The 20559-nt window shown below is 38.2% G+C and carries 18 protein-coding genes and 5 pseudogenes; 15 read left to right on the top strand and 8 right to left on the bottom strand.

The window, feature by feature from the left end; genetic code table 11:
- Window positions 1-3: 3 nt before the first annotated feature.
- Window positions 4-444 (bottom strand): YfiR family protein, encoded by a 441-nt coding sequence (locus P4S71_RS02770; protein WP_337150169.1) that lies wholly within the window; start codon window positions 442-444, stop codon window positions 4-6.
- A 99-nt stretch (window positions 445-543) separates the two neighbouring features.
- Window positions 544-2604 (bottom strand): TonB-dependent receptor plug domain-containing protein, encoded by a 2061-nt coding sequence (locus tag P4S71_RS02765; RefSeq protein WP_337150018.1) that lies wholly within the window; start codon window positions 2602-2604, stop codon window positions 544-546.
- 474 nt (window positions 2605-3078) lie between these two features.
- On the opposite strand from P4S71_RS02765, the gene P4S71_RS02760 reads away from it, so the two are divergent.
- Window positions 3079-3945: a diguanylate cyclase domain-containing protein gene (locus tag P4S71_RS02760; RefSeq protein WP_337150017.1), complete on the top strand. Its 867-nt coding sequence runs from the start codon at window positions 3079-3081 to the stop codon at window positions 3943-3945.
- A gap of 21 nt (window positions 3946-3966) precedes the next feature.
- Here P4S71_RS02760 and P4S71_RS02755 read toward each other — a convergent pair.
- Window positions 3967-4865: pseudogene (locus P4S71_RS02755) on the bottom strand (LysR substrate-binding domain-containing protein).
- Window positions 4866-4966: 101 nt separating this feature from the next.
- Here P4S71_RS02755 and P4S71_RS02750 point away from each other — a divergent pair.
- The 4 genes and pseudogenes from P4S71_RS02750 to P4S71_RS02735 all read left to right on the top strand — a co-directional run bounded on the left by P4S71_RS02750 (window position 4967) and on the right by P4S71_RS02735 (window position 8384).
- Entirely contained in the window at window positions 4967-5599 is a 633-nt protein-coding gene (locus P4S71_RS02750; RefSeq protein ID WP_337150016.1) for an NAD(P)-dependent oxidoreductase, read from the top strand.
- 105 nt (window positions 5600-5704) lie between these two features.
- A pseudogene (locus tag P4S71_RS02745) lies at window positions 5705-6719 on the top strand (Kelch repeat-containing protein).
- Complete coding sequence (locus P4S71_RS02740; RefSeq protein WP_337150015.1) at window positions 6716-7432, top strand: SIR2 family NAD-dependent protein deacylase; 717 nt, start codon at window positions 6716-6718, stop codon at window positions 7430-7432. Before P4S71_RS02745 ends, P4S71_RS02740 begins: the two are co-directional and overlap by 4 nt.
- Window positions 7433-7586: 154 nt before the next feature.
- Window positions 7587-8384 carry a response regulator transcription factor gene (locus P4S71_RS02735; protein WP_007379040.1) on the top strand — a complete coding sequence of 266 codons (798 nt, stop codon included), beginning with the start codon at window positions 7587-7589 and terminating at the stop codon, window positions 8382-8384.
- Window positions 8385-8471: 87 nt separating this feature from the next.
- Here P4S71_RS02735 and P4S71_RS02730 read toward each other — a convergent pair whose 3' ends face one another.
- On the bottom strand, window positions 8472-9074 hold the full coding sequence (locus P4S71_RS02730; RefSeq protein ID WP_337150014.1) for a LysE/ArgO family amino acid transporter: 603 nt from the start codon (window positions 9072-9074) through the stop codon (window positions 8472-8474).
- A gap of 95 nt (window positions 9075-9169) precedes the next feature.
- Here P4S71_RS02730 and P4S71_RS02725 point away from each other — a divergent pair, with 95 nt between their 5' ends.
- On the top strand, window positions 9170-10063 hold the full coding sequence (locus tag P4S71_RS02725) for a LysR family transcriptional regulator ArgP (RefSeq protein ID WP_337150013.1): 894 nt from the start codon (window positions 9170-9172) through the stop codon (window positions 10061-10063).
- Window positions 10064-10069: 6 nt separating this feature from the next.
- Here P4S71_RS02725 and P4S71_RS02720 read toward each other — a convergent pair whose 3' ends face one another.
- Window positions 10070-11383, bottom strand: coding sequence for a M20/M25/M40 family metallo-hydrolase (locus P4S71_RS02720; protein ID WP_337150012.1), 1314 nt, complete (start codon window positions 11381-11383; stop codon window positions 10070-10072).
- A gap of 387 nt (window positions 11384-11770) precedes the next feature.
- Between P4S71_RS02720 and P4S71_RS02715 the strand changes: the two genes are divergently transcribed.
- From P4S71_RS02715 to P4S71_RS02685, 8 genes and pseudogenes are all read left to right on the top strand, one after another.
- Window positions 11771-12073 carry a BrnT family toxin gene (locus tag P4S71_RS02715; protein ID WP_337150011.1) on the top strand — a complete coding sequence of 101 codons (303 nt, stop codon included), beginning with the start codon at window positions 11771-11773 and terminating at the stop codon, window positions 12071-12073.
- Entirely contained in the window at window positions 12074-12253 is a 180-nt protein-coding gene (locus P4S71_RS02710; RefSeq protein ID WP_337150010.1) for a hypothetical protein, read from the top strand.
- 4 nt (window positions 12254-12257) lie between these two features.
- The gene (locus tag P4S71_RS02705; RefSeq protein ID WP_337150009.1) at window positions 12258-12413 is read left to right on the top strand and encodes a hypothetical protein; all 156 of its coding nucleotides are present in this window, start codon (window positions 12258-12260) and stop codon (window positions 12411-12413) included.
- Between the two features lie 201 nt (window positions 12414-12614).
- Window positions 12615-13244, top strand: coding sequence for a hypothetical protein (locus tag P4S71_RS02700; RefSeq protein WP_337150008.1), 630 nt, complete (start codon window positions 12615-12617; stop codon window positions 13242-13244).
- An 86-nt stretch (window positions 13245-13330) separates the two neighbouring features.
- Window positions 13331-13488, top strand: a pseudogene (locus tag P4S71_RS23035) (transposase); the annotation flags it as partial.
- 208 nt (window positions 13489-13696) lie between these two features.
- The gene (locus P4S71_RS02695) at window positions 13697-14059 is read left to right on the top strand and encodes a hypothetical protein (protein ID WP_337150007.1); all 363 of its coding nucleotides are present in this window, start codon (window positions 13697-13699) and stop codon (window positions 14057-14059) included.
- 410 nt (window positions 14060-14469) lie between these two features.
- Window positions 14470-14851, top strand: a pseudogene (locus P4S71_RS02690) (VOC family protein).
- 252 nt (window positions 14852-15103) lie between these two features.
- Window positions 15104-15442 carry a carbon starvation protein CstA gene (locus P4S71_RS02685; protein ID WP_337150006.1) on the top strand — a complete coding sequence of 113 codons (339 nt, stop codon included), beginning with the start codon at window positions 15104-15106 and terminating at the stop codon, window positions 15440-15442.
- Between the two features lie 127 nt (window positions 15443-15569).
- Here P4S71_RS02685 and P4S71_RS02680 read toward each other — a convergent pair.
- A pseudogene (locus P4S71_RS02680) lies at window positions 15570-16242 on the bottom strand (SDR family oxidoreductase).
- A 275-nt stretch (window positions 16243-16517) separates the two neighbouring features.
- Between P4S71_RS02680 and P4S71_RS02675 the strand changes: the two are divergent.
- Window positions 16518-17372: a mechanosensitive ion channel family protein gene (locus P4S71_RS02675; RefSeq protein WP_337150005.1), complete on the top strand. Its 855-nt coding sequence runs from the start codon at window positions 16518-16520 to the stop codon at window positions 17370-17372.
- A gap of 87 nt (window positions 17373-17459) precedes the next feature.
- On the opposite strand, the gene astB is transcribed toward P4S71_RS02675, so the two are convergent.
- Window positions 17460-18806, bottom strand: a complete 1347-nt coding sequence (gene astB / locus P4S71_RS02670) for an N-succinylarginine dihydrolase (protein WP_337150004.1) — start codon at window positions 18804-18806, stop codon at window positions 17460-17462.
- Window positions 18807-19443: 637 nt separating this feature from the next.
- Window positions 19444-20550: an L-dopachrome tautomerase-related protein gene (locus P4S71_RS02665; protein ID WP_337121151.1), complete on the bottom strand. Its 1107-nt coding sequence runs from the start codon at window positions 20548-20550 to the stop codon at window positions 19444-19446.
- Between the last annotated feature and the right edge of the window lie 9 nt (window positions 20551-20559).

Here is a 20559-nt window from a genome sequence, read left to right as displayed (position 1 = left end):
GCATTATCTATCAACAACGCGAGCAAGGCGTAATACTTTTGAACTCATCGTAATACCTACTTCTTTAAGCTTTTTAGGCGCTATTTCGAAACGAATTTTACCACTTGAAAGAAAAAACCTAATGTGTCCGCCATTTTTAATAAAACCTTCAGTTTCACCTATAACCATAATATTGTCATAAGGAAAAACCTTTAGGTTTTCCCAATTAGCGACTGTATTGACGGTTATAAAAAGCATATCACACGATACGTTCGATATATCGTTGAGAGCAATATGTTTATTCTTTAAAGGTAATTCTTTTACTATTCGTTCTTTTAAAACAATGTTTGCTAACTCAATAAAGTGTTTATCAGGGCTGCATAGAGTAAAAAAATTGTCTTTTTGAGGAAGCGAGTGCCATTGAGAAAATCTGGCAAAATTATATAAGAAGCCTGCTTTAAGCATGTATTCTTTTTCCATTGCATTACAATTCGCACTAAATAAAAATACAAATATAATTAAGGTACGATGGATTAAACTTTTTGACTTGAGCATGTTATAAACTTAAAACGTAGTCATAATTGTGAATGTAAAAGATTCATCAATATAATTGGGTATAGTATAGGTTTCGCGTGTATTACCATATTCGATGTGAGAACTAGCTAATAAATTTTTACCTGAAAGCGCTGTTGACCACTGTTGATTTATCTGCCAATTCCAAGTCAAATCTAATGCTGCGTAGTTATCTGTGTTATACGCATTAGAATTTTCTACTCGTAATGTAGAAAACAGAGAGTGTCCGTTAAATAGAGTGTAACTTGCTTTTGCAAATAGCTGCCTATTTGTTGAATCAAACCCAACCACAGGCCGTGTATCATAAGGTAAACTATATTTAAAGTCTGTATAACTGTACCCAAGTTCTGCGCTGAGGGTATCCATAGGTTGCCACGATAAAACAATATCAAAACCTTTTGCTGTTGTTTTTCCAACAGAGATTAAATCAAGGTTGATTTGAGTTGTTGTAAGCGCTTGAGCTGCTTGTGGGATCTCTCCCGATCGAAACAGAGCGAGAGCAGGCAAGAATTGTTCAAAATGGGTATTTAAGTTAATAACCGCTACGTTTTTACCGTGCGTGTTATAAGCGGAAAAGTCTATTGACCAATCGTTATCGGAAAATCGGTAACCTAGTTCGTGAGAGATATAATTCTCAGATTTCACTTTATCGTTACCATTTAAAAAAGTGGCGATTCGATATTCATCTATAGCTACCAGCCCTGTACTTGTGCCAAGTACATCAATAACTTTGGTTCCATTAAGTTTAAAGTTATCGTTAAACTCAATAAGCGTGGGGATTCGTACACTTCTGGATATAGCGCTCCAAACAAGATGATTCTCGATTGGTTTGTAAACTAACCTTGCTGAAGGTTGGTTTTCCCACCCTGTTAGATCATTATGATCTAATTTAGTGCCAATTATAAAATCGAGAGTATCAGGGGTAAAGTTATATTGAGCTTGAATAAGCCCACCATACTGCTGAAGGTTATCCAAATCTTTATCGCTATCTAAAAAGACACTTTGTGCAAATGAAATGGTGTTATAGCGGTAGTTTAATCCCCAATCAAACTGTAGTGACTGGTAAATAAAATTCATTTGGTAGTCAATATCTATCGATTCGAAATGCTCTTTTATGTAGGCTTGAGATCCATTTTGTTTGAGCCATGATACCTGTAACATCTGATTGGCATTGCCTGATATTCTGTGTTCTAAACGGGCCATCATACGTGAGTCGATACGTTTTAAATCATCAGAAAATGCAATGTTTTCATTTGTAGCATCAACTACACCTCGGTAGTTTTGGCCTAATTTTGAATGCGTAACATCGCCTTGAAATAAACCCGACAATTCATCATTAGGTGTATAGTCAGCACGTATACCAAAAGAATATTGTTTCGTAGTATCATTTGGTTTGAGTCTAGCTCCTTTTTTAGATGCATTTGCATGTTTTGCATGGCCATAAATTCGATAACTGCCTTTATTACCAATATCGTTTCCATAACGAAAATTTGTATCGACATTTATTTGATTGCCGGTGGTTGCTGTTGCTAATGTGTCACGAGTATCAATACTATTTTTAGTAATAATATTGATAACACCATTATTTGCGTTACTTCCCCATAAAAGCCCACCTTGCCCTCGAATGACTTCTATGCGTTCAATATCGTACAAAGGAACATTGAGTGTTTCCCAATAAACAGCCGCAAATTTTGGTGTATATAAACTTTGGCCATCGATCATGACTAATAACTTGCTAGAAAAGCGAGAAGCAACGCCTCTCGAAGAGATAGCCCACTGGTTATTATCGAGTTGTCTAACAATAAGCCCAGGAACCATTTTTAGTGCTTCAGGTACAGACATAGCACCAGAGTTAGTAATTTGCTCTTTACTTAAAACATAAATAGAGGAGGCTGTATCAAATGCTGATTGAGTTCTTTTCATTGCTGAAGTGACTTGAACATCCATTCCCATTAGGGCATCAAGGTCAAGGTTTTCGTAATCAAATTGCTCAGCCATTAGTAAGGGAGAAATAAAGGTTAATGGCCATAAAAAGCGTTGTGATATTTTCAATGAGGTGTCTCCTACACAATCCAAATTCAAAAACAATCGTTGTTTTTGTAAAGCATCTGTTATCACATGATATTAACATAAATTAATGATGTGAAAGCACTTTATATTATTAATAAAATTGATTTTGGAATTTGTTTAGTTCGCTCAAAATAATAAACGTCTTGGGCCAGTTGACCTTTCAGAATTAAAATTCATTCTATCTCGGGGCTATTTTATCTGGTTACTAAATTGGAAAAAGCAAAATACAGATCCTATATTTTAACTCTGTTTCATAGGTAATCATCAAGTATAAGTAGTTTTGAGCTGTCATGGTTTAGCAATGCGTTATAGGCTTAATTATTACTCGCTATTTATATAGATGGCACATTATTAAAATGAGAGTGAATATATCGTTTCTTTAAAGCTATTTTTTGCTTTTGTTGTAGGGGTGTCGAATACTGGATTTAGCTTCATTAAACCTAGAGGCAAGCAGGTATGATAAAAAGTGGGTTAGTGGATTTACAAGAAGTACTTGATTTAATGCTTGATGCTGTTTGTGTTGTAGATAAGCAAGGTACATTTGTTTTTGTTAGCGCCGCGTTTGAGCGAATTTTTGGTTATTCAGCCAATGAAGTTGTTGGTAAAAAAATGATTAATTATGTCTATTCTGGAGATCATCAAAAAACGCACGATGCAATTGCTTCGCTTTTATCAGGAGAGTTAATAAACCCTCGTTTTGAAAATCTTTGGCTCAGAAAAAATGGACAATTAGTCCACATACTATGGTCTGTTCGCTGGTCTGAAGAACATCAAGTAAGAATTGCAGTGGCTCACGATATTACCGAGCGAAAAGAGATGGAAGAGCAGCTTTATTACATGGCAGGGCATGATGCATTAACGGGTTTACCAAACCGTTCGTTATTAATGGATCGATTGCAAAAAGTAATTGTAAAAGCTCACCGAGATAATTTATTTTTTTCACTACTGTTTATTGATATAAATGGCTTTAAAGCTGTAAATGATACTTATGGTCATAACGTTGGTGATAAGTTGTTGCATAGCATTGCACAGAGGCTGTCGAATGTAATGAGGGAATATGACACTGTAGGGCGTTTAGGTGGGGATGAGTTTTTAATTATTTTAGATAATTTAAAGTCACCAACCGAAAGTGTTGTTATTAGGCGTAAAATTTTAGCTCAATTTAAGGCTGAATTTCAATTGGATGAATTAAGTCTCAATATCTATCCTAGTATTGGTATTGCCAATTACCCTAATGATGGACAAACTGATCATCAACTCATTAAGTATGCCGATCAAGCTATGTACAAAATTAAAGGCGCAAATGTTGCTAAAGTTATGTAGTCATTTTTATTAATTTAATGTCTATGCTGAACTACTTTTTTTAATATCTTGTTGCCAATTGAGTGCTAAAAAATCAATAAATGTACGTACTAACGTTTGCTGATAACTTCGTGATAGGTACACCGCCCATAGGCTATGGCCAGGTGAATAATAATGCGGCAAGACTTCTACTAGCTCGCCATTTTTTAAGTGTTTATTTGCTAAATCGCAAGGAATATTAGCAATTCCCATCCCCCTAATTGCCGCTTTAACTAAAATGCCCATTTCGTTTGATTGCAAATTCCCCTTAATTGCAACTTTTTGATCATTTGTTGCCGATATTATTCGCCATTTTGTCGCACTACTGTGCACTAGGCAATTATGATTTAGTAAGTCCTGAGGTTTAATTAAGGGGGCGACTCAGCTAAGTAGTTTGCCGAGGCACATAACACACCATCAATATGCATTAGTTTACGGGCAATATGTTGATCTTCAGGTTGTTCAATATAGCGCAGTGCCACATCAACACGTTCGTCTACCAACTGTGATAAGTTATCCGAAAGTACAAGCTGAACATTTGTTTTGGGGTGTAGTCGTAAAAATTGCTCCACTCTTTCAAATAATAAATTTTGACCCAGCCCAATGGGCGATGCAATTCTGATTGTACCAACTAGTTCATTATTATGGCTATGAGCACGACTTTTTAAATCAGAGACTGTACTGAGTATTTGTTGGCAGTAAATTAATGCTTCTTCACCTTGAATAGTTAAACTTACTTTACGTGTTGTGCGATGAAATAATCTCAACGATAACCACTGTTCTATTTCTTGTACGTGACGAGTAATTTGTAAGCGGCTTAGATTTAAGTGCTCAGCAGATTTAGTAAAGCTGCCACAGCGGGCAACTTCTACAAAGCTTGTAATTGCAGTAATTTTATCCATTAGTAACTTATTATGAACTAATATGTATCTTAACAGTGTGTTTATCACTTAAAAGCGTGCAAGTAAACTAACTTCATTAACTCAATAATAGGATACAGATAATGAAAGTAGCAGTTTTAGGCGCAACAGGCTGGATTGGCAGCACAATCGTACAACAAGCAACTAAGCGCGGTTTAGAAGTGGTCAGCATTGTACGTGACGCAGCGAAAATAACAGATAATACAACTGTCGTTCGCGTATTTGATTTACAAAGCCAAGATAATATTGCTTCAGTACTTAAAGGTATAGATGTACTTATTGCTTCAGTGGGGGGACGTGCAGTAGGTAATCATGAATTAGTTGCACAAACCGCAGAGCGTTTATTAACAGCTTTAAATGGAACAAGCACACGTTTGATTTGGGTAGGTGGTGCGGGTAGCTTAGAGGTTGCACCTGGGGTAACACTTGTATCAACACCTGAATTCCCTGCAGATTACAAAGATGAAGCACTCGCACAAGGTGAAGCATTAAATGTATTTAAAACGACGACTAGTTCTGCTTCGTGGACTTTTGTAAGCCCTGCTGCAGTAATTTATCCTGCTGAAAGTGAAGGTCCTTATCGTATTGGCGGAGATCAGTTTTTTACAAATGAAGCTGGTGAAAGCAAAATATCAGTCACTGATTATGCAATAGCATTAGTTGACGAAGCACAAAAAGCTGCACACTTAAACCAACGTATCAGTGTTGCTTATTAACTTATATTAAGTTTAAAGCATTTGATTATTTAGATGCTAAGCGCTGGCTCTAAGGGCAAAATAATTTAATCTGAGAGTATTAATCCTTATTAAATTATTTGTCTTATGAGCCTTCTTTTTTCGCTTGCGTTAGCAAGTCTTCCTGCTTTACCTGAGCCTGTTGCAAATAATGCTGTGGCTAAAGTTATTATTAAAAATCAGCCTTATTTTTTAAGTTTTATGGGATTAGGCCGCGATAAACAGTACTCGTCAGTGCATAACAAAGTGTGGGCGCTTAAAGTTGGCGATTCACAGTGGCAATCTAAAACTGGTGTGCCTTCAAGCTTGCCATTAAAAGGGCGCTTAGCAAGTACCGCAGTCGGTTTAGGTGAATACGCCTATGTGTTTGGCGGCTATACAGTTGCAGAGGATCATACTGAAGTTTCAAGCCCCGACGTATATAGGTACGACGTAATAAAAGATACCTACACTCATCTTGCAAGCATGCCAGTACCCGTAGACGATAGCGTAGCGCTGAGCTACAAAGCGCGTTACATTTATTTAATTAGCGGTTGGCATAACGACGGCAACGTAAATTTAGTACAAGTATACGACACGCAAAATAATACATGGGAGCAAGCCTCACCATTTTTAGGTGATCCCGTATTTGGTCAAGCGGCAGCAATTAGCGGCAATACAATTGTTGTGTGTGATGGTGTTAAAACACAAGCTAACCCTGATTCGCGTCGCTCGTTTGCAGGTGTAGCACAGTGCTTAAAAGGCACAATAGATTCAACTAATCCACAAAAAATAGACTGGCGCACATTGCCACATCCAACAGGCACTGCTCACTACCGAATGGCAGCCACCAGCTATAATGGCAATATTTATATGATGGCAGGCTCTAATAACCCATATAACTACAGCGCAATAGGTTACGACGGCAAACCTGCACCTGCAAGTGACCATGTTTGGCGCTTTAGTATCAAAAAACGAATGGCAGATTTTATCCCCAGTTGAAGTAAAGAGCATGGATCATCGTGGTTTACTTGAGCACAGTGGGGTTTTATATCGAATTGGTGGTATAGATAACAGTCAGCAAGTAAGCGCTAACGTACTCGGTTACGAGGTTGAAAAGTGAACACTCTTTACATCACAGGAGCTGGAGTAAGCGCAGCCAGCGGTATTCCAACCTTTAGAGGGGAGGATGGTTACTGGACCATCGGCAGTAAAAATTATACGCCTATGGAAATGGCAACGCGCGCAATGTATCAAAACGCACCGAAAGAGTTTTTAGCGTGGTATTACCATCGCTTTGCAACGTATCGCAATCATGGTCCAAACGACGTACACTATTGGCTGAGTGATAAAAACCTAATTACTCAAAATATAGATGGGCTTGATGGCAAAGCAGGTAATAAAAATTACATTGCTATTCATGGCCGGCTCGATCAAATGACGCTATTTCACCATCAAGGCGATGATGTAACCCCGTTTGCCGCTTCGTGGGAAAAGGTAGATGAAAGCTGCCTGCACGACTCCTTATTTGAAGTGTTTAATATTAAAAACCGATCACCTGAGCTTAATTATTCTTTTAAACCCTTTGTTTTATTGTTTGATGAGTACTACACCGAGCTTTATAGAATTAGCGAAGCGCAAAAACGCATGAGTAATGCCGATAAAATTGTATTTATGGGGACTTCGTTTAGCGTTAATATTACGCAAATGGCGATAGAAATAGCGCGTGATTACAACATTCCCATTGAAGTTGTAGACCCCGAGCCGGCACACATTTTACACCCTAATGTGAGTTATAAAAAAATGACTGCGCTTGAGTATATTCAAAATAACTAAATTAAGTTGGTGATTATGTGTGATAAATACGCTATTTATATTTATTTTACAATTTTATAAAGTATTTCTCCTTCGCTTGTACATTGTTGATCTATAATCTTAACTTATAAATTAATCGTCATACTGTAAACATAACAACACTGAAGAGATGTAAATGAGTGATTTAACAGCAATAGCAAACTTATCAATATTATTAGTAGAGCCTTCAGATGTTCAACAAAAGCTTATTATAAAATCACTGACTCAGTGTGGTGTAAAGCAGGTTGAAAAAGCAACATCGCAAGAACAAGCGCTAACAATGCTTAATAGTTACCAGCCTGATTTAGTTATTAGTAGTATGTACTTTTCAGACGGTACCGCTGACTCCTTACTACAAAAAATCAGATCAAATCCACTAACAGAAAACCAAGCATTTATGTTGGTGTCGAGTGAGCGTAACAAAAAGTACTTAGAGCAGTTAAGGCAGTCGGGTGTATTAGCTATTTTGCCTAAACCATTTAGTGCTGAAGCTATCACGCGCGCACTTAAAGCTACTTTAGATATTATTAGTGAAGAAGAAGTTGAGCTTGAACACTTTGATATTACTTTATTACGTGTACTTGTAGTTGATGACAGTCGCTTTGCGCGTAAACACATTATTCGCGTACTCGCGGGGATGGGGATCCCAGCACCAGTAGAAGCTGAAGATGGCAAACAAGCCATCGAACAATTAAATACACAGTCATTCGATTTGATTGTTACTGATTATAATATGCCTGAAATGGATGGAAAAGAGCTAACCGAAACCGTCAGAGGGTCAAACACCTACTCACATATCCCTATTTTAATGGTGAGTTCAGAAGCAAACGACACTCACTTAGCCAATATTGCTCAAGCTGGCGTTGATGCCATTTGTGATAAACCATTTGAGCCTGCAACAGTTAGAGATTTACTGTTTAAAATAATGTCTTAACTTATAAACTTAAGGCTAGCAGTAAAAATGCATTAGCCTGAGCAGATGAAACTAAAGCAGCGCTTGTTAAGAGTCGCTGCTTTTTTATTATTGGCTAGGTACGTTATAAAGCCCAAACGCCACAAAACATAATATAACTGCAATTGTGGTATCAAATATTCGCCATCTTAATGATGAGCTTAATATACTTTTAAGTTTAGGTGCAAAAAGCACTAAAGTGCTGAACCAAATTATTGACCCAACACAAGCACCAAGTGCAAAATGCATTGGGTTTGGTTGTAAAGCGCCAATATTGCCAAGTAATAACACGGTATCTAAATACACATGTGGATTTAGCAAACTGATTGCAAAGGCCGAAAGGGCAGTACTCCACCAGCTTACTTTTTCTACTTGGCTTATTTTTAAACCCGAAGTCCCTTTAATCGCTCGCATTGCAGATCCATACGCTAAGTACAATAGCATCGCAATACCGCCCCATGTTAACCAAGGCAGTAATCCTGGTAATAACTGCTGTAATTCATTTGCTGCAAATACACCTATTAAAATAAGAGTCGCGTCGCAAATAATGCATACCGTGGCTAAAACAAACCGATTAGCGCCAGCCATGCATTGGCTTAAAATCCAAATATTTTGCGCGCCAATGGCAATAATTAAACTTAGCCCCAGCATCACACCCGATAAAAACGACATACTTTAAATCCACTCAATCATTCAATGCCTTGCAGAGTAGGGGGTACTCTGTTACAAATCCAATGAATATATTTAGGGTTATATGCGTAAAACTCATGATTGATTATCAACTACTCAATGCACTGTCAGCGGTTATTAGTGAAGGCGGGTTTGAAAAAGCCTCTAAAAAGCTATTTATTACGCAATCGGCAGTAAGTCGGCGTATTCATCAACTCGAAGCCAAACTTGGAGAGCCTGTAATTATTAGAACGCAGCCACCGCGCCCAACCGCTCTTGGCAAGCGTTTACTTAATCATTTACAACAAGTCCTGCAGCTAGAAGTTGCTTTAAACGTAGATGCACTTAACGAGCACTCCAGCTTAAACACACCTCTTAGTGTAAAGTTGGCTGCCAATGCTGACTCACTAGCTACATGGTTGCCAGAAGCCCTTGCCATACTAGATACAGAATCTGATTGTAAATTTAGATTTGAAGTGATCTCAGAGGATCAATCCATCGCCCATAAAAGAATGAAAGACGGCGAGGTAATGGTATGTATTAGCTCATCTTCTGAGCCTGTAAATGGCGGGTTAGCGAGCCCATTAGGTGCTATACGTTACAAGGCAATTGCGAGTCCTCACTTTATTAAACAGCATAACCTCACTTCGCTTACGCAATTGGCGCAGGTACCTTGTTTAGTTTTTAGTGAATATGACAAGCTACAGCACCAGTTTTTAGCCGATATTAACGGCTCAACGCCAGAGTATATACATATATATCCCTCATCAGAAGGGTTTAAACAAGCCATGATAGCAGGCCTAGGCTATGGCTTATTGCCGACTTTGCAGCTTGGTGATTCCCTGCAAAAAGGGGAGTTAGTTGACTTATTTCCAGAGTATTATATTGATACGCCCTTGTACTGGCATTATTGGCAAAGTGAAAGCCCGCAACTTAAAGCACTGCGTAAGTTTGCAATGCAAGTTGCGGCTAACCGATTAGAACCAATTTAAAGGTGTTTATAACTTCCCTAATCTATAAATGAGTAATGCCGTTTTTTTAATGTTTTTATCAAGGCTGGTTAAATCGGCTGTTTCGTTTTTAGTGTGCGCACCGCTGCCCATCAAGCCTAAACCATCAAGTGCCATATCAACATGATTTGCCGCAAACGAAATATCAGCCGCACCCGCATTGCGAGGATTGGCGGCTACTACTTTGTTAAAGCCTAAGTCGTGGCTTGCGTCGCTGTATAATTCTAATAGCATTTTATTGCCATCAGTTAATGCCATTGGCGGGTAACCATCTTCAAAAATAAGTTCAGCTTTACTACCGTTTAAACTGTTGCTAGCAATGAGTAGCATTGATCTTTTTGCGTTTTCTACCTGTTTTGGTGAAAGTGCGCGTAAATCACCTGCTACATGCACGGTTTGTGCTATTACATTACTTTTACCAAACGCCGTTGCTGACGAATTAGCACTGTCGTAGTCGGCATTTGTACCACCTACAATAAGCCCAGGATTAAATGTTAAATTAGGTTGCGTGGCAAGTTGCTCCCTAAAATCATTTAAAATACGCGATGCCTCGTAAATAGCGCCATAACCAACGCTTTCGCTAAATATTTGCGACGAATGTGCAGCATTTGCCGTTACGTTTAGCGTCCAGCCGGTATAACCACGGCGCGCCGCCATCGCTGTTTTAATATTGTTGTCGCCATTTTCATAGCCAAGCGCTACGTCAGCCCAAATTGCGGCATCAACAATAGCTTGTTTAGATAAGCTAAGCGGGCGACCGCTGCTTTCTTCATCGCCTGTAAGTAATACTTTTATGCTTACATTTTCGAGCAAATTAAGGGATTGTAAGCTTTTAAGTGCGGTAATTATTATCGTGTTACCGCCTTTCATATCGGCAACGCCTGGGCCACTGGCTGTATTGGCATCAAGCTTTTTATAAGTGGTAAAGTTATCGTTTTTGGCAAATACCGTATCTAGATGGCCGATCATCAGTATTTTTATTGCATTGGGATCATTGCTCTCATGGGTTGCTAATACGTGGCCTGCGCGGTTAAACGCACTGCCATCCAGCCATTCTACTTTAAAACCAATGGCTTTTAGTTGCTCGCTCGCAATAGCGCCCACCTTTTTTACACCTTCAATATTAAGCGAACCGCTATTAATATTTACGGCTTGCTCTATTTCTTTAAGTGCTTGGGGAATATTTTTATCGACCTGTTTTACTATTTCACGCTCGTTTTTATCAAGCGCTGCATGGCTTGTAAGCGATAGGGTACTCGCAAGGGTAAAAATAAGTGCTTGGCTAAATTTTAAAAATGACATAACAGTATAATAAGTAAAAAATAAGAATATTTAATATGAAGTAAAATTAATAAGGATTCAATAGAAGTAGATTGTGATTTTTAACTAATTTTATAAGCAATAACGAGTTACGAGTTTAAGGGTGAACGCGTTATTAGTTTAAACACAGGTATTTAAAATATAACCACTTAACTAATAATCAACTTGTGTAACTAAACAGCAATTTGCCTGATATTACTGACCTCCATAATTTGGGGTTTTTGCTGCATTTAGAAAAGTTGAGACGGAACTAGCTGTTTACAAATACTTATTTTATAGCTAGGGTAAAACCATTGTAAAACGACAAATGTCGTAGACTAAATTATTAGCAGGCATCGCATTGTTAAATATTTAAATAGGAGAAATAAAATGGATTTTGAGTGGGATGAGGTGAAAAACGCGACTAATTTGGCAAAGCACAAAATTGACTTTGCTGATGCTATTCATATTTTTCTTGATGAGAAAAGGATAGAACGAGAGGATACTAGACATGATTATAATGAATCGAGATTTCAAACAATTGGAACAACTGAATATGGTATTTTATTCGTAATTTATACAGAAAGAGATTCTGGTGGGACAATTCGCTTAATATCAGCTAGAAAGGCTAATTCTAGAGAAAGAAAGTCTTATGAAAGAGGTTTTCTTAAACCTTATGCAAAGGTGGTTTAAATGACAATCGTTAAAGTAAGTTTTGAGCAGCTTAAAAAGTCAAAAGGTAAAACTAGTAAATCTGAGGTTGAAAAAATCAGTGAGTCTGAAATTTTGGAGTCCGCTCTAAATGATCCAGATTCATCAATTCCAACTGAAGAAGAATTAAAAGAGTTTAAAAAGCCAAAAGAAAGGAAATAATTTTATGAATAAAGTAAAACTGAGCGACGTAAAAAATATGAAAGGTAATACTAATTGGGCACATTTAAAAACATCTAATGATGAGCCTAAATATTCTTTTGATACTCCAGAAATAAAGCAGTATCAGTTAAACGAAATGAAAAGAATCAAAGATAAATAACGGATATGAGCCCTGCTAACGAGCTGTTCAACAGGAAGCTTTGGTCTTGGTTTGGTTATCAACTTAATTGTTCCAATTAGAAGCTCCTGTTAACAAGGGCGTTAGGCTTCCAATCAAGGATGTGGCATATATGGCTAAAAAATTAAAAGATCATGTGGTTGAAGGAAATAATATTCAAATTCGTAAAAATGTAGAGTGTATATGAATAAATTTTTTAGCTTAATTTTACTGTCTCTAGTTTTAACTGGCTGTGCTTCAACTAAGACGATTAAGAATGATTATGCGCTTAACCAAAAATCTGGTAATGGTGTATTAATTTCTTCGGTTAGTTATAAAGGAAGTTATTCTGGCTATTCTGTTTATTACCATGGAATTGACAATCAGATTCGCGGTGAAATTCAATTTGGTGAAGGAGTAGCTTTAATCCCAATACCTCCTAAGGGTGACTTCTCTCATTTAAACCGTAAAGGAGAGGTTTTTGCTATTGAATTACCTGAAGGTGATTATAAAGTATGGCGCTGGGGAGTTCACAGTGGTTATGCACATATAAATCCAGCCAGCCCTATCTCAATCGAGTTTAAAATAGAGTCAGGTAAAGCAACATATTTAGGTAACTTTGACTTCATTCAAACGGATAGTATGGGGCTCACGGTTACAGGGGTACAGGTCAACTACAGTGATCAGTCGCAAATAGACCTTGATATAGTTTCTAAAAAGCATCCAAATATTAAAGCTTCAAGCATAGTTAAAGGAGTTGAGGACAATGCAAAATATCAAGGAATTGGAGGTAGTGACCAAACTAACTGGGATATTCCAGTGGTGATCATGTAAATGGCAATTAGGATGATACCCATCCTAATTATTACGAAAAAAGCCAACAAAAACAGTGTGAAGAGTGAGTTTTTATAAATAATGGCAAACGATTCGGCTGTATTGAACCGGCTTTCCTTTAAATAAAAAGCGGAATATCACAGTGAATAAATTGACCTTACGGGGTCAAACAAAAGTGAATGCGCAATGGCAACTGTATTGCCTTGTTCATAATATAGAAAAGCTGCAAAACACGATGCATTAAGAAGGGTAAGCCCTCTTACTCTAAATAAAAGCCACTCAAGTACCCGTAATCCCGTCCAAAACGCCAATTAAAACAACACCAAATTCCCGCTTTATATTCTGCATAAAATACAGTAATCGATTGAACCAAAATAGAAACTCAGCTATGGTTTGTTTATCAATAAAAACAAATAAAAAACGAGTTAATCTACAGGCTCGTTAGGTATTACATGAAGTTTGGAGTCACGCTACTATTTTTAATGTTTTCCTCGCATTCGTATGCGTGTTTTAGTGGTGTTGGTTATGAGGAAAATTGGAACGATTCAATTAATTTACTTTTTATATCTCTTGTCGTTAGTATTATTGCAACGATTATTAGGTATTTTCAAAAAGTTAAACGGTTGCATATTCCAATCACAATACTCGTGCTTGCATGTATTCCTTCGGGGTTAGAAATTTTGCGTTATGGTAATGGGGATTGTGGTTCTAGTTTAATGCAAGTTGCTATCTGGCCAGTTTATACAATGCCTATTGTTTTACTCTACGAGGCTGTAAAGTTACTAAAATTAAGGTTTTGTGTAGGTAACAAATAGCGTTGACACCCATCCTAACTGTTACGGAAATTGTCAATTAGATCATGATGGCAAGTGGGTTTTATAAATAATGAATCACGTAAAAACTGAGCTACATTAGCAAGATGAAAGTAAAAAGAGAAAGTCAGTAGGTCGATGGCAATTGTACTGCTTTGTTTATTATATAGAAGGGCTGTGTACACGATGCATTGAGAAGGGAAAGCCCTTTTAACCTAAATAAAAGCCACTTAAACACCCGTAGTCCTTTCTAAAATACTAATTAAAACGATATCAAAAAACTTCTTTGTATGCTGCGTAAAAGTACAGTAATTGATTGAACCGAAATAGGAACTCAGCTATGGTTTATCCATCAATAAAAATAAATTAAAACGAGTTATTCTACAGTCTCGTTAGGCACACAAGGAGGTTTCGTGAATCTTAATCAAGTTACATTGCCAGTTAAACACATGGATAAAGCGACTGAGTTTTATTTAAAACTAGGTTTTACCCAAATTGTCGATACTCCCCATTATGCCCGTTTTGAATGTCCTGACGGAAACTCAACCTTTTCACTTTTATTAGAAACTGGTAGTTTTTTTAAATGGCGTAGTAATCTATTTTGAGCATGAAAAACTTGATCAGTGGGTATCTGATTTAAAATCTATTGGCATCGAGTTTTATCAAGAGCCAACAGATCAAAGTTATCTGTGGCGTGAAGCAATATTGCACGATCCATCAGGTAATAAAATCAAACTGTATTGGGCGGGGAAAAACAGGCTTAATCCACCATGGCGAGTAGATAAGCGCGCCTAGTAAGTAATTTAAATATAATAAAAAAAGCTGGTTAGGTTTTACCTCGTTTCATGTTCCAACCAACTATTTTTGTCCGATCAAGTGGACGTTAAGACTGTGGAATTACTCTTTTTTAAGAAAAACAGCCTGTTTATGGGTTCCAAATAATACCTAATGCTTTAATAGCGCTTAGAGTTAATTACAGGATCTCGTTTTTAATTGAATTTGGCTGTTGGAGTTATTTTACAGTCTCGTTAGTTGCCAAGGATAATAATGAGAACACTTCAGCTTTTAGGTTTTATACTTGCGATTGCAGGGTTTATTTTAGGCTACGTGATGCTAGCCTCAATTGATGGTGAAGCATCCGAGGCTTCAGCAGGAGGTGCAGGCATAGGCGTTATGTTTATGGTGTTACCTATTCTTGGTTGGTCTGCGTTAATATTAGTGCCCTCTTCAGTAGCATTGTTCAATCATAAAGTAAGAGAACGCACTTATTTCAGAGGCAATTTTTGGCTAAACCTTTGGAAAGTAAACCTAGTTATTTCTTTTGGATATATTGCCGTTGTTCTATATTTTGCTTACATATGGTTTAAGGGCAGCATTGGCAATTAACAAAGCCTCTAAATGTTCAATACCTTTAATTCATTCTTACCTACTAACATCTAACCCAAACTAAGCACTACAACCATCAGGCTTAACACCATTAGTATTAAACCTAACAGCCCAAACTAAAGAATGTTTAATTAGTTGGCATTAAATAAATCTCGCGCACACTGTTTCGCTGGTTTGCTTCAATAGCAAACAGTACGGCGTCGGCTACATCTTGCGGGTCGAGTTTGTCGGGTTTAGCGTCATCAAAAAATGGGGTGTTTACCATGCCTGGGGCTATGGTTGTGCAGCGGCCGTTCCACTCGCTCATTTCCTCAGCTAAGTTTTGTCCAAAGCCATAAGCAAACCATTTAGTTGCCCCATAAATAGAGCCTCCTAGTGGCTTACGACCAGCAGCTGAGCTGGTTAATATAAAGTGACCTTTGTTTTGGCGTAAATGCGGCAGTGTTAATTTTGCAGTCCACAGCAGCGCTTTAATGTTTATGTCGATCATGGTTGACCATTCATCTGGGTCACCTTTTTCGGTGCCTGCGGTTGAAACGCCCATGCCTGCGTTAGCAAAGGCCACATCTAATCGGCCAAACTTCTTTGGTAACTACGTTTTCAAGCGCGGTAAAGTCGGTTGCATCTGCGGCTACGCCCAGCGCATTATTTGAGCCTAACGACTTTACTAACTCAGTTAACTTATCTTCGCGTCTAGCGGTAAGTATTACTTTATGACCATTATTTACAAGGGTTTTTGCGGTTGCTTCACCAATGCCACTTGAAGCGCCGGTTATGAGTACTATTTTTTCTTTTGCCATAGATAACCTCTTTAATGAACGTTAAAAACTTAAAGTCACCATACCAATAAACGATTAACCTACATTGAATAGTCGCTATAAATTAGCGATAAATAGGTGTGTTTTGTACTTCAATCATCATGGTTTTTAAGCCGTTATTAAAATTGAAATAAGTGATTAAAAAAGATAGGTTTAAATTTTTTATTCTATATACTCGCGCCACTTCTTTTGAAGTCGGTTTTTATTAGATTTAACCATTATTTTGCTGAGTGTCAGCAACATTTATCGGAACAAACATGAAAGATAAACTTTTAGCGTTTTGGCAAAGCCATTCAGAAACAATCATCACTTTAGGGTACAAAGTGATTTTAGCGTTGGTGATTTTAATTGCGAGTGCCTTAATTGCACGCTCGGTTAAAAAAGCGATTAAAAACGCTAAATCGCCATTAAAAAAAGTGGATAGTACGCTGCTTCCTCTTTTATCGAGTATTGCTGGTTATTTAGTTTATATAATTGGCGGGCTATTTATTTTAGATATTTTTGGCGTAAACACGGCCAGTTTAATTGCGCTAATGGGGGCTGCTGGCTTGGCTATTGGTTTAGCGCTTAAAAATACACTGAGTAATATTGCTGCAGGTATTATGCTGCTAATACTCAGACCTTTTAAAATAGGCGATTTTGTTGATGCCAGTGGCACGCTTGGCACTGTGAACGAAATAAACCTGTTTACCACTATTTTTAAAACCACCGACGGCCTTTATATTGCATCGCCTAACGGCAAAGTGTGGGGTGGCAATATTAAAAACTTTACCCGTAATGGTAAAAGACGAATGGACATAGTAGTGGGTATTTCGTATGCCGACTCTATTGATGTTGGCTTAAATGTACTTAAAGAATTAGCCGCATCAGAGAGCCGATTACTCGCAGAGCCTGCACCCAAAGTAATGGTGACATCAATAGGCGAAAGCGCAGTGAACATTCAATTACGTGCGTGGGCTGTTAATGGTGATTATTGGCAAACTGTGTGGGATTTAAATAAACGTGTTAAAGAAGCTATTGAAGGCGCAGGGCTGAGTATTCCGTTTCCGCAGCGTACGCTGCATATATCGGAGTCTATGGCGTCGGCAGTAACTGTTAACAAAGATGCTTAAATATGTATTAACATAAACATAAGCACAAATAAAAATAGCGAGCCTTGGCTCGCTATTTTTGTATTAGCCTTTGTGTTAACTGAGGTATTAACCTTCTAATTGAAAGTCGTACACTGAACCTAAATTTAGTAGCTGTGTAAGTTCATCAAGTGCTTGGTAGCTTTCGGTGAGTAGAGCTGAGTCTGCAAAGTCACTTGCGCCTAATTTGTCGCGGTAGTTACGTTTTGCCCAGTCACACAGTTGTGTGTATTTGGTATCAGTTAAAATAACCTCTGGGTTTACTGCAGCAAGTTCTTGATCGTTAAGAGCTACACGTAAGCGCAAGCAAGCTGGGCCGCCGCCATTTTGCATACTTTGGCGTAAATCAAAAAACTGTACTTGGTTTATTGGGTTATCAGCCATGATCATTTCTTCAATGTAGGCGTTAACCGCGCTGTTGCGTTTACACTCTTGTGGTGCCACTAACAGCATTGAGCCATCTTCAAGGCTCACTAGTTGGCTATTAAATAAGTAGCTACTTACAGCATCGGTAATGCTTACTTTATCGGTTGGTACTTCAATAATATAAAATTCTTTATTGCCCACATACGCTTCGCGAATATCTTGCAGTGCCAGTGTTTGGTTTAAAAATGCTTGCTGGTGGCACAGTAATACGTTGGCGTTACCTACTGCAATTACATCGTTATGAAACACACCTTGGTCTATTACGTCTGGATTTTGCTGTAGTAAAATTTGGCTTGAATCTTTTAAGTTATGTAAACGGCAAATTGCTTCTGAGGCTTCGAGTGTTTGCCTTGCAGGAAATTTAGCTGGTTTTGGTAATTGGCTGTTAAACGCGCTGGCACCAAATACAAACATTTCAAGGCCTTGCTCGCCGTGGCTGTCACAAAAACGAGTATGGTTTGCTGCACCTTCGTCGCCAAAAAAGCCTTGGTCGGGTAAATGGGTATGGTGCGCAAAGTATTTGTCGTTGTTAAACATCGCTTTTAATAAGCGTGTAGTGGTTGCAGGCTCTAATGAACGATGAAACTTATTATTTAAATTAGCTGAAGTAAAATGTACTTTGCCGTCGGTTGTATCAGGAGATGGCGATACCGTAGCGGCATTGGCTGTCCACATTGCTGACGCTGAATAACACGCGCGTAATAAAATAGGATCAGCTTTAAATGCTTTATGAATTACTTGTGCATCATTACCGGTAAAGCCTAAGCGGCGCAGTACGTTTAAGTCGGGGCGCGCATGAGGGGCAAATACACCTTGAGTTAGGCCTTTGTCGTGCATCGCTTTCATTTTTTCAAGGCCTTGAAGCACTGCCTCTTGAGGATTTGAAAAGCTTGCTGCGTTATTTAACGAGGCAACATTACCATACGATAAACCAGCGTAGTTGTGAGTAGGGCCAACTAAGCCATCAAAATTAACTTCCAAAGCGTGCATACACGTTCCAACTAAAAATTTTCAATAGGATGCAACAATACAACGCAATAGGGCTGCTTGCAAAGTTATAAACGCAGTGTTTTTACTAATTTTTTCGACGTTTTTAAATGTGGAGTTTATTACAAGGGGGTTGTTTTTATATTGAACGATTAATTTGAAGTTTAATTAAAATGTACACATAAATTTCATAGTGTGCAAAAGCTTAGCCTAAAGTAAGTTTTTACATTTAAGCTTTATGCCAAGCCTTTACACAATACGATGTTACTTAACATAGACGCGCTCTTTGTCAGCGGTGGTATGGGTATTTGTTGGATCATTAACTTGCCAAACGCTAATGTCTAAACGCCATAAAAGGTAAAGGGTATGGTATAAGTTGAACATGGTTTTTCCTTGGTATTTTCACTGAACACATCAGTTTATAGGAAGAAGTATGCCAACATTAACTTGAATATTTTATGAATAGAAATCAGGTATTTAGTATTTAAGTGTAAATACGTACTAAAGGATTAGCACCAAAGCGGTGAAGTATTTTTAAAATATGCACCAGTGTGGTGTGTTTTTAACAAAAAGCCCTGCAACTATTAGGTCACTTAAATGTGCAAGGCTTTTTTAAAAATGTAGTCACTTGAAAAGTAAATTAGCGGCCTACTTTTCCTTTTACTAAAGGCTCGAACGACATTACTTTAAACTTACCGTGGCTTTGATTTTTGCCATTATTAAGTACAGGCGAATTATGTAAATCGTCAACGGTAAAGTATATTTTATGATCGGCTCCGTAACTAAAGCCATCAGGCCAGCTCAAACGTTCGTCTTTAAATAATACTTCGTAGTCGCCAGTGGGTTTAACTACGCCAATTGCGCCATTGGTTATGTCGGTTACATATATGTTACCGCCGCCATCAACAATAATACCGTCTGAAATTGGCTTAGTGCCGTAACGCGTAACTTTGTCTTCAAGCGCTTTAGCCCAAAGGCTCTCGTTATTTATATCGCTGGTGGCAATGCGGTAAACCGACGTGCCCGACATTGAGCCAAAGTAAAGCCAGTCTTCGTTAGGGTCAAGCGTAATAGGGTTAACACCTAAGCGGGCAGGTTGGCCGCCAAGGCTCATTGTGCGCCCATCAATAACCATATCGATATTTTCGGCGGTGGTGTAATGGCTATTTTGCAACACTCTACGTGCGACACCTGTTTTAAGGTTTACCGTAATAATAGCGGCTTGGCTGCCTTGGGCTGTGTCGGCAATGTATACAACGCTATGCTTATTATCGATGACTAAATCGTTTAAAAATGAGGTGTCGGTAATGGTCGGTTTAGCCAGATAAATAATTTTGTGCAGTTGCTCTTTGTTTGTATCCCAACCTACTAAGCGCCCAGCGTGATCGGGCCCTGAAGTGTCGAGCATCCATAACACGCCATCGCTTGATACGTTTATGCCAAGTACGTCGTAAAAACCTTTACCGTTATTGTACGCGTATGCCCATTCTTCATTAGGGTAGGGCTTAGTTGTACCATCGCTTAAAAGTTCCATAATTTTTTGCTTTTGGCCAAAAAAGCCATGCACAGATAAAAATTTTCTGCCTGATGGGGTAATAGCAATGTTGCCCGGTGGGTGCTGCGCATCAAATGTGGCTACTGTTTTTAAATCAGCATTTTGGCCAGCGGTGTTAGCAGTTACAGCGTTGCTACCTAAAAGTGCCGTGCTACACGCCGCTGCTAATAGTAATTTTTTAATATGAGTCATTTTTAAAAC

It is taken from the genome of Pseudoalteromonas sp. B62, assembly GCF_037162565.1.
Taxonomy (GTDB): Bacteria; Pseudomonadota; Gammaproteobacteria; order Enterobacterales; family Alteromonadaceae; genus Pseudoalteromonas; species Pseudoalteromonas fuliginea.
The sequence above is the reverse complement of the archived record's forward strand: the minus strand, read 5'-3'. Positions and strand labels throughout refer to the sequence as shown.